Genomic DNA, 12,372 nt, shown 5'->3' on the forward strand with positions numbered 1-12,372 from the left:
TTTTAAGCGAGAAAAAACAGCCATTTGCGCAAACACAAACGACTGTTTTAAAGGACAGGAACGCGACAGTAACGTGACATAGCGATTGTGAATAAGGCTTTCAGCCCCGCCAGATCACACGCCAAAACCGCCAAAAACCGCCGCCGTTGCAGGGCAAAAACGGGCGGCAGAGAATGAAAGGAAAAAACCTACGCAATAAGTGCTACAGAAGTGGTTTACATAACCAAACCGATGGCTATAATAGCGCCCCTAAGCCGGTATAGCTCAGATGGTAGAGCAACTGACTTGTAATCAGTAGGTCCCGGGTTCGATTCCTGGTGCCGGCACCATACAAAACAAGGGCTTGCAGCGATGCAGGCCCTTTGTTTTTGCCTCACACGTAACAAGCGACGTAACAAGCGCTGAACCGAGTGCCAGTGGGCACGTAGCGGATAGGCCCAAAGCTCAATAGCGGAAGGGTGAGCAGTAGCAGTGTCGCGGTGTGATAGCCCGAGTTTTTAGAAGCCCTTGCAGTGTGAGCGCGTCATACGAAACGCCCCCTATGCGAAGCGGAAAAAAATTAGGGCTGACCCCTCAAAAGCTTGTCAGATTTGTCAGATTAATATTCTTACCATTGTCTAACCCTTCTAACTCAAGGCTTACAGCGTTTTGAGGTACTGTCAGAAAGGTGTCAGCGGTCTGTCAAAACCTGACAAAGTACCAGTGTCAGATTTCAGTTTCTCAAGCAATTGATTTATAAGGCTTTTTTATTTTGCATGGCAGTTCTGACGCGAACATCCAACCCAGTTGTCAGATCGAAAACCCAGTAAATACGCGGCCTCCAGAGGTTTTCCTGACAGATATCCATGATCTGACAGGATTTTGAGGGTCAGCATGAAAAACCTTTCATGGGGCACCCTGAAGCTATCCTTCAGAATGCCCAGCGAAGCGAATGGATCAAGAGAATGAGCATGCGCAAGCCATCGTCCCGAGCAGCGGTACCCGTCATCGAAATCATCAAGGTAGGCGCGGCTTGGGAGGTTCATTGGGACTATCAAGAAGCGCCCGAGAGCTCGATCCTGTTCAAGCGCCGGGAATACCTGAGCGGGTACATCGACGGCACCATGGACGACATTGGCATCCACCCCGATCACGTCTGCTGTGCAAGCGGGCTCACCGGATCCGTTAAGCGCCTGACGCACGACCAGGCCATACGATTGCGAGACGCCCTAGATCGCCTGCTTATCCCGATCGTGACCAACGAATTCAATCGCCTGAAGAACATGGGCGACCTTCCACACCTTCGGCTGGTGACTCCAGACCAGGAGTGAAACGCGCTGCAATGCCGTCAGAACGCTGAACCCCTGCCGTTCGGGAGCTCCAGCCCGATACAAGCGCAGCACCTGTTGCGATCGGCGCGCATGAAACTGACCGTGTCCGAAAATGAAAAACCCGGAAAACAGGGATTTTTTCGACACGGCCCCGCGTAATCCCTGGGCTCCAGCCAAGCCGCCCGTTCATCGGCTCAGTAGCCAGAGAGCCGCCCACGGTTGCACAACCTTTCAATTTCTTTCACAGCGTGCAATTGCCAATGGCCTGCCAGAGCCCGCACACGGCCTGGCCTGCAGCCTGCTTTGCACTACCCCGCTGGTTTGCACTATTTCGCGACGAAAAGCCCGTCGGCGGGAGGGGGATAAGTGCTTTTTCAGATGTTTTTTTCTTGGCCGAGAACTTTTTGCGAAACGGGATCTGTTGTGCGTTTTCGATGATCTAAAAAAACCGCCTCGAGGCGGTTTAGTAAGGTGGCTATGGCTAAGCGATGTAGCTATTCCTGTAGGTCAACTATGGTGATAAGCCCGGCCTTTTCGAACGCGTCCTTCTGCTCATCCCAGACCCGCTCGACGCCCTGGACCTCGCGCACGTCAATAGTCACGCTTTTGCCGTCGAGCGTCTCCAGAGTCGCGCCTCCGTAGTAGTAAGACCGACGATTTTCGGTTCGAGTGCCTCCGCTTGTGTTCCGGACAACCCCTATGATGATTCGACCGTCGACCAGTTCTACTTTGGCAATGGTTGCCATGACTATCTGCGGCAAGAATGTGGCGATCCTTTGCAGTTCGTCTCTTTGGTTTGTAAGCGTCAGCATTGGCGGCTCCTTTGTTTGGATGGGTTATAGACGCACAGCGGCCCCGTGAAGGGGCCGACTGGGTCAACCCTATCTATGGGGCCGAAGGGAAAAATTCCAACATCAGAGCGTGATTGGTTTGAGCTTCGCAGCCAACTGACTGGCAATTGTGGCTTTCGCGGTAAAGGCCGTAGCGTCTGCCGGGCTCGGTGTTGGCCCTGGTACGTGGGTGTGTGCGGCCAATTGCGTGTTCATCTGCTGCAGTAGATCGAGCGCATCACACAGCACCCGCAGTACGTTCACCCCTTCGGACCCCACCCATGTCTTCGGCGCCTGCAGACGTTGGCTGATCCCGGCCACGCTCTTGCGTAGTCCCTGGATCTTCTCCTGCATGTCGCCACCCACCGTGGCGTTGTGCTTTTGAGCCACCACCAGGTTCAGGTCGCGACCGGTGGCCAGGTGCAGGTCGTCCACGGCCGCCAGGCTCGCGGATCCGCCCGACAGCAGTTTGAGCGCGCCCAGCGCCTCAATCGTCTTAATGCCGCCCACTGACTCAGTCGAATGATCGTCTACCGTCCTGGTGTGATTCTGGAAGCTCTCGGTGTTGTCCAGGGCTTCGACTTCGCGCTCGATCGCCTTGTCCCGGATCTTGCCGTCCGTTTGACGCAGCCAGTTGCCATCGGCGTCGACCCGCTGCTGGCAGGCCTCGCTGTGCTGCCAGACCTGGTCGCCCTTCGGCACCCGGGGCAGGCTCAGACCGTGCGGCAGGATCTGGGTGATAAAGGGTTTGCTGGGCAGGCCATAGGCGAAGCTGACCACCACGGTGGTGCCCTCCTCCGGAAAGCCGAACATGCCAGCCTCTTGCCCGCCCATCGGCACCGGCAACGGCAGGCTGGTCAGGACCGGCAGTGCTGGATCCGGCTCGCCATCGGGCAGCAGCACTTCAACGTCGACGCCAAAGCGCGGCCGGAAGTCATCGCACAGACCAGGTGCTGCAGGCGCATCGGGGACGGCGACCACACGGCCAAAGCGTGGCAGGTGGTAACCGCCGCTCAGTTCAGGGAATTGCCGATCTACTGCGCGGCGAATTGCGTCTTCCATCGGATGGCCATCTGGTTGCCGGCGAGTGTCACGGAGGTGATCCGATCGCCTTGGTTGATTGATGCACCTGGACGCAAACCGGGAAGGGCCGCGACCATTGCGCTTTGATTGCTCTGGTAGCCGTCGAACAGTTCGACCGGCAGCTGCAGCGGTTCGCGGGTGCCGAAGAAGCTGTCGGCCCAACTGCCCACAAACACTTCCCCATCGCCCTGCTGTTGCCACATGAAGTCGGGAATGCTGAACACCGTGGCCAGGCTGTCCATCGCCTGATACCCGGCGGCCAGACTGTAGAAGAACGGCGCCTTGACCTTGGCGTAAGGCTTGTCCGGAACACGGAAGCGCAGCCCGGTTTTAGTGCTGACCTCGGCCAGCACCGCCTGCAGGTCCACATGGCGCAAGTTGAGCGGCAGCGGGTTGGCCAGTATCGCGGCCAGCTCGCGACAGAACAGCACCTGTTCCGTGCTCGAGGACGTGGTTGATCGCTCGACGTAACCAATGAAATGGCGCTGCAACGGGCTGTCGTTGTAACCGACATCCAGCATCACCAGGCCTTTCAAGGCGGTGTCGGCCTTGATGGTGAACGTCGCACGGCCGGGGCTTTTCAGATCAAGCCGCACGTCGTCGTTGATCAGCGGGTATGCGGTGCCGTTGATGGTCAGCACCTTGTGCAGCTTCATGCTCATGTCGTCGCGCCGCCCAGGTAATTGTCGAGTTTCTTCAGCGTGGCTTCAAAGCCCGACAGCTCTTCGGTTTTGCCGCTGGAGTCCCCGCCAGTGGCCGTGCCATCGCCGGCCACGGCTTGCCCTGGTGCGGATTGCTTGGCCACGCCGTTACCGGCACGGCGACTTTCTACCCGTTCGGGGTTGGAGAGTTTTTCGGACAAGGTGAATTGGACCAGCCAAGCCGCCAGAGAGTCGTCCTCCCGGGCGCTGACGCCTTCCGAGAACTCGACCTCGCGGATTCCGAACGCGGCGGCGGTGTCGTTGACGATGCGGTACTTTTTGAGCTGGCCACCACTGGCCGTGGACTCCGCCAGGCGCATCAGCGTGCGCAGCTGATCCTTGTCGACAAAGGGGATCATCAACGTCACCGCCAGGGTTTTGGGTTTGAATCCCTTGTGGCCCTTGTCGGTGCTGCTGGTCTGCCCCGACATGTCATCGCTCTCGATCCGCAGGTTGGCGGTGATCTTCATCTTCTTGCCCAGAACCTGTTCGCCGTCGAGTAATAGGGTCATAGGCCCACCAATTCGCGAACAAAGCTCAACCCTTCCAGCGATCCGACCAGCAGCACGCCAGCGGACAGCACCCATTCGTGGCCCGGGGCTTCGCCCTCGAGCAGCGATCGGCGTAGCTCGTTGACGTCGCCGGGACCGATCAGCCGCGCGCGCATACTGGTGTCGGCAGAGCCACCGGCCAGTAACGCCTTGAGGTCGTTCAATTGTTGATCGCGGCCTTGCTGTTGCGCGGCCTTGCGCGTGGCCAGCGCGGCGAGATCGCCCATCGGCGAGCTGTCCGCTGCGTAGCTCTCCAGCAGCGCCAGTTGGCCGGACATGGATTGCTTCGCGGCCTTGACCACAGTGCAGCGCTCGAGCGGTAGCGATTGCCAGCGCGGCAGCGGGCCAGAACTTGGGATCTCCCACTTTTCCGTCTCCAGTGTCGACAGGTGCCCGGCCCGGCGCTCGGTGCGCACCAGGTCAGGGATCGGCAGCAAGGCGTTGAAGCGCGACAGGGTGTTTGCCAACTGGTCGTAATTCGTGCAAAGGAACAACACCGACAGCACGTACTGTGGCCCGGTCGGGCGTCCGGTGTCGGTGGCGTCGACTAATTTGCTCGCCAACTGCTGCAGCAGGTTGGGTGCCGACAAAAAGCGCTGATGGCCACGCCCCTGGCCGATGCCGCTTTGAAATGGCGTCACCACCAGACACGCAGGTGCTTCGCCCATCTGCCCGGCCAAGGCCGCACGTCCGACCGCAATCGCGCCTTGGGCAGCGAAACCCACTGGCCCCGGGTTGGTGCTGGTCAAGCCATCGAGCCCGGTCAGACGTAGCGCGGTGCTGGCCAGCTCGACGCCGGCCAGATCCTTGGCGGCCGAGAGTTCGCCCATCCATTGGGTGGCCTGTTCTGGCCAACGCATAGTCACCGGTGCCCAGGTCATGGCTGCACAACCTCCCAGGTCACCGCCTCGAGCGCGGCCAATTCTTCGCTGGCCAGCGCCTGGTCCAGTTGCTGTTTGAGCTGGTTGGCCTTCTGCAACAGCTGCAGCTTGAACAAGGTGAAGTCGTCGCCGACCTGGCGAATCTGGGCGAAAGTGTGCAGCCTGAAGTCCTTAGCACCTGACTCATCGCGGCAGGCATAAAGGGTGTCCTGCCCCGCAAGAATGACGCCTGTCAGGTTCAGTTGATCTTCGAGCTGACTGGTGTAGTGGTGGGACGTGCCTAGTGCATCAGATGTGAAGCCTGCTGTTATGGCAGCTTTGCAGGCACTGTTGATTGCAGCGTACTGCTGCCTGTGAATACCCTCGTTCCGTTCGGCTTCACTGGGTTGCGGTATGTTTAATAGAGTCGGTAGCCCATCTAAACCGTGCCCGCGGATCTGACCAGGGCCAGCATGGGCGATTACAGAAAGATACCGTTCTTCTGGAATCGGCACTGCATCATCAGGCAGTTCGAGACCATGGATTTCTTTGATATAGGTGCAGCCAGTAGATGGACTGTAATAGCGCATATTTTATATCCCTAGCGGCCAGCCGCAATCCAGTAAATGTCAAAGTTCGTGATCCCGTTAGTGGTTGTGCCATTCCCGGCACGTCGATGGAAGGTCGCCTGGGTTTTAGACGTATTGCCGCTGCTCGGCGAAACGTCCCATCCGATGGGGTCCCCCACAACCGGAAGCGCAAGCTCAAATAGCTTCAAGGACGGGAAGGCAATGGGGAACGCTACGGTGATCGGCCCTGACGCCTGGTTTCCTGCCCGGCCCCACTGAACTATCCAGCCGCCCATCCAGCTAGGAAAAGCGATGTAGCCGTTTGGCTCGAGGCTGAATGAAACTCCCCACCGCAACTTTTTCGGAGTGACATAGGTCGCATCATCCGCTCCGGTGTTGGTTTGTGACTGGCTGGCCACCTTCGCGCCGCCGGCTATTGTTTCGGTGGCTTGAGTAGCTGCAGCGTTCAACGTCACGTCTGTGGATCCGTCAAAATCTACATAGCCGGTCATGGCCCCGCTCAATGTAATTTTGCGGGCAGTGGCGAACTTGGCGCATTTCCCCACCACCGTGGCCCCGGACACGATATTGGCGATCGCCGTCCAGATCAGCGCGACCGCCGACTTCACGGCCTTGGTACTGGCTAGGATCAAGCTGCTGTTGGTTTCCGAATCGTCGCTGATCGCGTTTGGTAGGTTCCCCAGTTCGACGTCATCCTTGGTCGTCGCCCGAGCGCGCAACTGGTCATAGTCACCTACACGGGCGGCAAAATGGGTCACCAGCGGCCCTGGGATCTCTTCCACCGATCGACGATCGATCAGCGTATTGGCGTTGGTCAGATCCGCGATGGCCACGCAGTAATGCCACACGCCGGCACTGTCGATATAGTTGGTTTTGTCCGCAGCGAACACAACCTGCCAGCGGGCCACCACATCGCTAAGTTCGCGCTGCAGGGAAACGTCCAACCAGGCCTTGGTGGGGAATGCTGGCGGTACAACCGGCAGCGGCGTCGACTGAACTAGGCGAATACCCCCGACATACGCCTGACCAGGCTTTATCTGGTATACGCTGCCGACCTTCTCCAGCTGCAGCGAGCTGCCAAAGAAACACGCTTCCCCAAAGATATTGTGGTTACTCAGCCGCGCGCGCTCATCGATGCCGGCCAAACGCACGGTGAAGTCGTGCTGCCAAGTGCTGGCGTCAATGCTGATGCCGGTCAGCGCCTGGGCACCGTCGAACTTCACCAGGAAGTTGCGGGTCAGGTTGTTGCCGATCTGCAGCGGCAGGATGTTCCGACGTTTCTGCTGCAATGGCACATAGGCCACCGCAAACAGCACCCCCTCGATCGTCTCCAAACCTACCCAGTTAAAGTCCCAATCGCCCACGTCTGAGCCGATCTGCGCGCTGTACACAACTTGGTTGGGGCTTACATAGCCGGAGTTTTCGTCGGGGATCTGGTGAACGTGGACAATCTGCGCGGCAGCAGGCTTAGCCGCTGCTCGATTCACCGGGTCACTGGGGTTAATGCCTGGCACGTTGGCAAAGATGAATCGAGCGACTTTCAGCCCTTCATGAGCGGCTTGCTTGTTGGCGATCAGGCTTTCACCTGCAAGGGTAATACTGGCTCCCATGTGGGGCTCCTAAAGGCTGGCAACCAGCGTCTGCTGGTCGTCGTTGAAGTCCACCACAGCGACATTCATCGTCACTGGGGTGATAGTTACAAAGTCGTAGCGGCGGCAGGTGCGCCCGTACTGCTGGATCAGCACACGCAGCAACTCAGGATTCTGAGAAAGCTGAGAGTCGGAGAAGCGCAGCAGCACAACGTCCCAATCCCGATCGGGCATGCGCTCATCGATCTCGACATAGCCGACACCGAGGCGCACCAGGATGCGTTTCATGCCGGCCGTGCTGCCCGCGTCCACGGCGTTGATAAAGGCGTGTTTGACCCGAAGTCGGTAGAGGCTTTCGGGCTCGCCCTTGAAGCGGGTGATATCGCGCTGCCAGGCCAGCAGGTCCAGCACCACCAGGTGGCAGCTGTCGGCATCCATCTGCAGCAACGGCCAGCGCAACCAGCCTTCGACGTTTTCCCACCAGCCCTGGGCGGCGTCCTTGAGCTTGGTCAGTTCGGTACCGGCCAGCCAGAACTTCAGATCGAGCTTAATCATGCAGCACCACCTGCAGGCTCAGGATTCGAGGAATGTTCAGCTCGGCCAGAATGTCGTCGTTGGTGAAGTGCAGCGACTCAATGCCGGCGAATTGCTGGTGCAGCTCCTCGACTAGGCGGCTGAAGGAAAATCGCGACTGCGGATAAGTCAGGGTGGGCTGGTAGTCGCTGGCGGTGCTCTCGCGGAACGCGGCCCGGATGAACTGGCTCGCTTCGTCCTCCAGCTTTTGCCGCTGTTCGGCCGTGAGGGTTGATCGCGGCCAGATCTCCACCTGCAGCGCATGGAAGGTTTCCGGCATTACCATCACCAGCAGGTCATCACCGTGACCATGGTTGCCCAGGTCACGAATGTGGGCGTTGATTTGCTCTAGGTAAGTCGCCGCCGGCACGTCCGCATCGAACAGCACAAAGGCGTTGGCACTGCCCGGCCCGCGTGGGGCGCCATGTTCGAAATACACGCCATCCGGACGCACGCCCGGGAAGGCTGAAATCATCGCCCGGTACACGGCGTCGGTGTGCCATTGGTTTACCGCCGAGAACTGGTTACGCACGCGCAGACGCAGCTCATCGTTGGGTTCCTTGTCCGCCCCGGGCGTGGTCAACCAGCCGTCGGCGTTGGCCACCAGGGCAATGCCTGGGATCGGCACCGGCAAAACGGCGTAGTACCCAGGCGCCAGGTTAAACCCGCTACCCACATCGACCGCTTCGACCGGGATCAGCAACTGCATGGCGCCATCGGTGAAGGTGCCGACCGCTGTCGTCACCAGCTGGTAAACGTGGCCATTGATCGCGGCTGACTGCACCACCGTGCCCTTTGCGACCTCGAGGACGCCGCCGGCGGCGACACGGGTGAACAGCAAGACCCCCTTGGCCTTGGTCGCGCCCTTGCGCTCGACGTTCACGCCCCAGGCCAGCATGTCCAGCCAGGCATCCACGGCGGTTTTGACGAAGAAGTTCGGCAGTACCGTGGCAATGAAGAAGTCCAGGATCCACACCACCGGCTTGGTCACCAACGCGGTGACCACACGCCAGAACGGTGACCAGGTGCTGGTGTTGCTCAGTTTGCTGCCCTGGGCGACCACTTCCGCTTCCCACGCCTGGCGCAGGCCTTCTTCCGTGGTCGGGATGCCGGCGTCAGTTAACGCTTGCTTGAAATCCACATCACTCACAGCGTCACCTCGATACTGCCGAATTTCAGGGTTGTGGCCGTCACCAGGTATTGCCCGGGCTCGAGCTGGGTGATCTGCGCCGTTCCCGGTACCAGACGTTCGTCCGCCTCCACCAGCAGCTCCAACTGCTGTATGCAGTCGCGCTGTTTCAAGCTGTTGCGCTCGGCGACCAGGGTCACCAGCAAACCGCTGTCACGGATCATGTGAGCGATGTCCTGGGCGATGCTGGCTCGGTCATCGATCAGCACCGGTTGACGGGACGGATCCAGCACCAGGTCGTTGTCGACAATCAGCAGGTCGATGTATTCGCTCATCCGCCCACCGCCATGCTCACCATGTTTTCCATTTCCAGCGGGGTCATTGGCTTACTGGTGTGAATGTTCACGTTTTCCACGCGGTTGCCCTTGTTTTGGGTCTGACTGTTGTTGTTCTGGATGCTGCGCAGCAATCCACCTTGGGGCACGGCCGTGGGCCCCATCGGCGACAGACCGCCCGAGGTGCCTCCGTTCATACGTTGGCGAGCTTGTTCGGCCTGTTCGGTCGACGCGGGGGCCATGACCAGGGGTGGCACAACAGACAATGCAGGGCGCGCCGCCAAAGGCATTTGGGCCGCCTGCAGCGCCCGATCAACCGCCGGCGTGCTCGGTACCGGCGCTTCGATGCCGGGGACCTTGGGGGCCTTGGGGGCCTTGGGGGCCTTGGGCATCTCGCCAAAGGCCGCATCGATCTGCACGCCGGGAATCTTGTTCAACATCGTGATCAGGCTGTTAATCGCGTCCTTGAAGATCGCGACGATGCCGTCCCAGGCCGCACTGGCCATGCCGGTCCAGCCGCCGATCGAGCCGAACCAGTCCGACAGCGCCTGCAGCTGGCCCGCGATCCACTGGAACGCGGCAGTGTTCATCAGCGCTGCGGTCCATTGGTCCCAATAGACGATGGCGGCAACCACAATCGCGACCAGGGCAACGATTCCGACAATAACCAGCAGCACCGGGTTGGCCAGCATGGCGGCGTTGACCAGCCAGATCGCACCCTGCCACAGCAACATGCCGACCCTGACCAAACCCATCCAGGTGTAGAGCAACGCCAAGCCCACGACGAAGCCTGCGACCAACACCGTCTGCAGCAGGAACATGGCGATGCTGCGAAAACCTGTCCAGTTCAGGAGCTTCCAGACGGTGACCAGCGACAGCCAAACCATCTTGCTCATGCCCACCACCAGAGTCATCGCGGCCATGGCGGCGGTCAGGCCGAGTATCACCAGCACGGTAAAGCCGATCACACGGGTGATGTTCGGGAACAACTGGGTCCAACGGGTCAGTGTTCCGGCGATGCCAACCAGCTTGTCCATCAGCGGGGTCAGCATTGGGATCAGCGCCTGGCCGAAGGCAATGCGCAGCGCTTGGACGGCCGCGCCGAACTGTTGCCACGGGTCGACCATGGCTTTGGCCATCTTCTCGGCGCTCTCCAAGCCGCGGACTTTGCCCAACTGGTCGAGGCCGTTTTTGAAGCGGTCGGTGTCCTTGGCCAGGGCATTGATCACCCGCGCCCCTTCGCCGCCGAACGCCTCGGTCAACTTGGCGCCGGCAGCGGCGCTGGTCAGGTCGCCGAACTTACCTTCGAGCTTGGCCAGAATGTCGGTCATCGGCATCAGTTGGCCGTTCTGCTCGGTGAATTTGAGCTTGAGCTTTTCGGACGCCGCACCGATGTTCTCGAAAAACGACTTGTACAGGCCGCCAGCGTCGCCGCCTTCCATGGTGCTGCTCAGCGTACCGATCACCGCGAACTGCTCGGCGATATCGACGCCGGCGGTGGTGGCGAGCTGGCCCACTTCCTTGAACGCATCCTTGAGCTGCGCGCCGTCCGTGCGGAACAACTGCGCCGCCAGTGCCGTCTGGCCGCCCAATTTCTCAACCCACTGGCTTTTGCCCATGGCGTCGGCCGAGGTTTTGAACAGGTTGTACATGGTGCCGACGTAGGCCCCCATGGTCTCGGCGTCGGACTTGGTGGCCTTGGCCAGCAGGTTGCTGGTGTTGGTGAAGGTGGCCAGCTGGTCACCGGACAACCCCTTGATCGCGCCCGAGATGCTGTAAGCCGAGGCCACGAAGTCGCGGGCGTTCTCGCCGTAGTTCACGGAGAACTCCAGCGACTTTTTGTTCAGGGCATTCAATGCATCTTCAGCCACGCCCAGCGAGCGGACTTCGCCTAGGGCGCGGTTCATCTCCAACGCCGGTTCCAGCGATTCGGAAATGGCCACGCCTGCGCCCACCATGCCGGCTAGGCCTGCGCCCATCTTCATGATGTTCTGCTGGCCTTGGGTGGCCAGGTCGGAAAAGCTGGTTTTCACCTTGCCCAGGGGCGCGCTGACCTTGTCGGTCAGACTCAGGATGAAAGCCAGTCGGGCGCTGCGGTCAGCCATGGATTGTTATCCGTTGAAGGCATGGGATATGCCGTCAGCGACGGCAAAACTCATACGTTTCCAGTGTTCTTCTTCCAGCCACTTGGCCGTGCCCATGTTCTCGATGGTGGGCTCGGCGCCGGGCAGCCAGCGGCGAGTCAGGGCCATAAGCTGGCCCAGCCCGTCGTCGGTTAAGCCGTCAGCGTGGCTGAGGACTTTTTTACGATGATGTCGATGTCCGGCGAGTACTCCTCGAGCAGCGCGCCGGCGATGGTCATGGTGGTCACCGGGTTTTCCAGCAGCGACTTGAGATCAGCTTTGCCTTCCGGCTTGACGGTGCTCATCAGCAGGTTGTGCGCCGGCGCGACCTTGTTCGCTTGAGTGGTGGCGTTGAAGTACTTGGTCACGTCCTGGGGCGTCAGGTGGAAGGTGAATTCCTTGTCGCCCATTTCCAGGGTGATATCGCGTTTTACGTCAGTCATGCGTTGGCTCTCTTGTTGAGGTTGCGAAAATAGGTGTCGAGGTGGTTTTCCAAGCGGGTTTCCAGCCGGGAAATGACCTTGTCGAATTGCTCGTTGCTCACGTAGTTCTGGGCCATATACAGGCGCAGCTCCAGGTGCTCGCGCCGCGCCGCGCTGACCTGCTTGAACAGGTAAACCTGAAAGCCCAGCACGCCGGTCAGGGCGAGTTCAGTCAGCACCAGCAAGACGCTGACGGTCAGCGGGTTCAACTCCATG

Annotated in this window: 15 protein-coding genes and 1 tRNA gene; 2 read left to right on the top strand and 14 right to left on the bottom strand. The window is 59.8% G+C overall.

The annotated features are described in order from the left end of the window. The first annotated feature begins 253 nt into the window (after positions 1–253). Both CS390_RS22950 and CS390_RS22955 read left to right on the top strand, forming a co-directional pair. Positions 254–329: transfer RNA gene (locus CS390_RS22950), tRNA-Thr, on the top strand. Positions 330–944: 615 nt separating this feature from the next. After that, the gene (locus CS390_RS22955) at positions 945–1,310 is read left to right on the top strand and encodes a hypothetical protein (RefSeq protein ID WP_256587536.1); all 366 of its coding nucleotides are present in this window, start codon (positions 945–947) and stop codon (positions 1,308–1,310) included. A gap of 494 nt (positions 1,311–1,804) precedes the next feature. Here CS390_RS22955 and CS390_RS22960 read toward each other — a convergent pair whose 3' ends face one another. The 14 genes from CS390_RS22960 to CS390_RS23020 all read right to left on the bottom strand — a co-directional run bounded on the left by CS390_RS22960 (position 1,805) and on the right by CS390_RS23020 (position 12,371). Then, positions 1,805–2,122 (bottom strand): hypothetical protein, encoded by a 318-nt coding sequence (locus CS390_RS22960; RefSeq protein ID WP_099776104.1) that lies wholly within the window; start codon positions 2,120–2,122, stop codon positions 1,805–1,807. A gap of 102 nt (positions 2,123–2,224) precedes the next feature. Continuing rightward, on the bottom strand, positions 2,225–3,202 hold the full coding sequence (locus CS390_RS22965; protein WP_099776106.1) for a hypothetical protein: 978 nt from the start codon (positions 3,200–3,202) through the stop codon (positions 2,225–2,227). After that, complete coding sequence (locus CS390_RS22970) at positions 3,175–3,885, bottom strand: hypothetical protein (RefSeq protein ID WP_099776107.1); 711 nt, start codon at positions 3,883–3,885, stop codon at positions 3,175–3,177. Before CS390_RS22970 ends, CS390_RS22965 begins: the two co-directional genes overlap by 28 nt. Further along, positions 3,882–4,436 (bottom strand): DNA-binding protein, encoded by a 555-nt coding sequence (locus CS390_RS22975; protein WP_099776109.1) that lies wholly within the window; start codon positions 4,434–4,436, stop codon positions 3,882–3,884. Before CS390_RS22975 ends, CS390_RS22970 begins: the two co-directional genes overlap by 4 nt. Beyond that, entirely contained in the window at positions 4,433–5,356 is a 924-nt protein-coding gene (locus CS390_RS22980; RefSeq protein WP_099776111.1) for a hypothetical protein, read from the bottom strand. Before CS390_RS22980 ends, CS390_RS22975 begins: the two co-directional genes overlap by 4 nt. Then, entirely contained in the window at positions 5,353–5,925 is a 573-nt protein-coding gene (locus CS390_RS22985; protein WP_099776113.1) for a hypothetical protein, read from the bottom strand. Before CS390_RS22985 ends, CS390_RS22980 begins: the two co-directional genes overlap by 4 nt. A gap of 11 nt (positions 5,926–5,936) precedes the next feature. Beyond that, the gene (locus CS390_RS22990; RefSeq protein ID WP_099776115.1) at positions 5,937–7,535 is read right to left on the bottom strand and encodes a phage tail protein; all 1,599 of its coding nucleotides are present in this window, start codon (positions 7,533–7,535) and stop codon (positions 5,937–5,939) included. Between the two features lie 9 nt (positions 7,536–7,544). After that, positions 7,545–8,069 (bottom strand): phage tail protein, encoded by a 525-nt coding sequence (locus CS390_RS22995; protein ID WP_099776116.1) that lies wholly within the window; start codon positions 8,067–8,069, stop codon positions 7,545–7,547. After that, a complete protein-coding gene (locus CS390_RS23000; protein ID WP_099776118.1) occupies positions 8,062–9,237 on the bottom strand; it encodes a baseplate J/gp47 family protein in 1,176 nt (391 codons plus the stop codon). The genes CS390_RS22995 and CS390_RS23000 overlap by 8 nt, the downstream gene beginning before the upstream one ends. Then, positions 9,234–9,551, bottom strand: a complete 318-nt coding sequence (locus CS390_RS23005) for a DUF2590 family protein (RefSeq protein WP_099776120.1) — start codon at positions 9,549–9,551, stop codon at positions 9,234–9,236. Before CS390_RS23005 ends, CS390_RS23000 begins: the two co-directional genes overlap by 4 nt. Further along, positions 9,548–11,656, bottom strand: coding sequence for a phage tail tape measure protein (locus CS390_RS23010; protein ID WP_099776122.1), 2,109 nt, complete (start codon positions 11,654–11,656; stop codon positions 9,548–9,550). Before CS390_RS23010 ends, CS390_RS23005 begins: the two co-directional genes overlap by 4 nt. A gap of 6 nt (positions 11,657–11,662) precedes the next feature. Beyond that, the gene (locus CS390_RS25120) at positions 11,663–11,803 is read right to left on the bottom strand and encodes a hypothetical protein (RefSeq protein WP_177442428.1); all 141 of its coding nucleotides are present in this window, start codon (positions 11,801–11,803) and stop codon (positions 11,663–11,665) included. 23 nt (positions 11,804–11,826) lie between these two features. Beyond that, positions 11,827–12,117, bottom strand: a complete 291-nt coding sequence (locus tag CS390_RS23015) for a putative phage tail assembly chaperone (RefSeq protein ID WP_099776123.1) — start codon at positions 12,115–12,117, stop codon at positions 11,827–11,829. Continuing rightward, complete coding sequence (locus CS390_RS23020) at positions 12,114–12,371, bottom strand: hypothetical protein (protein ID WP_099776125.1); 258 nt, start codon at positions 12,369–12,371, stop codon at positions 12,114–12,116. Before CS390_RS23020 ends, CS390_RS23015 begins: the two co-directional genes overlap by 4 nt. Between the last annotated feature and the right edge of the window lies 1 nt (position 12,372).

Source organism: Pseudomonas sp. HLS-6, assembly GCF_002753995.1.
In the GTDB taxonomy this organism is placed as follows: Bacteria; Pseudomonadota; Gammaproteobacteria; order Pseudomonadales; family Pseudomonadaceae; genus Aquipseudomonas; species Aquipseudomonas defluvii.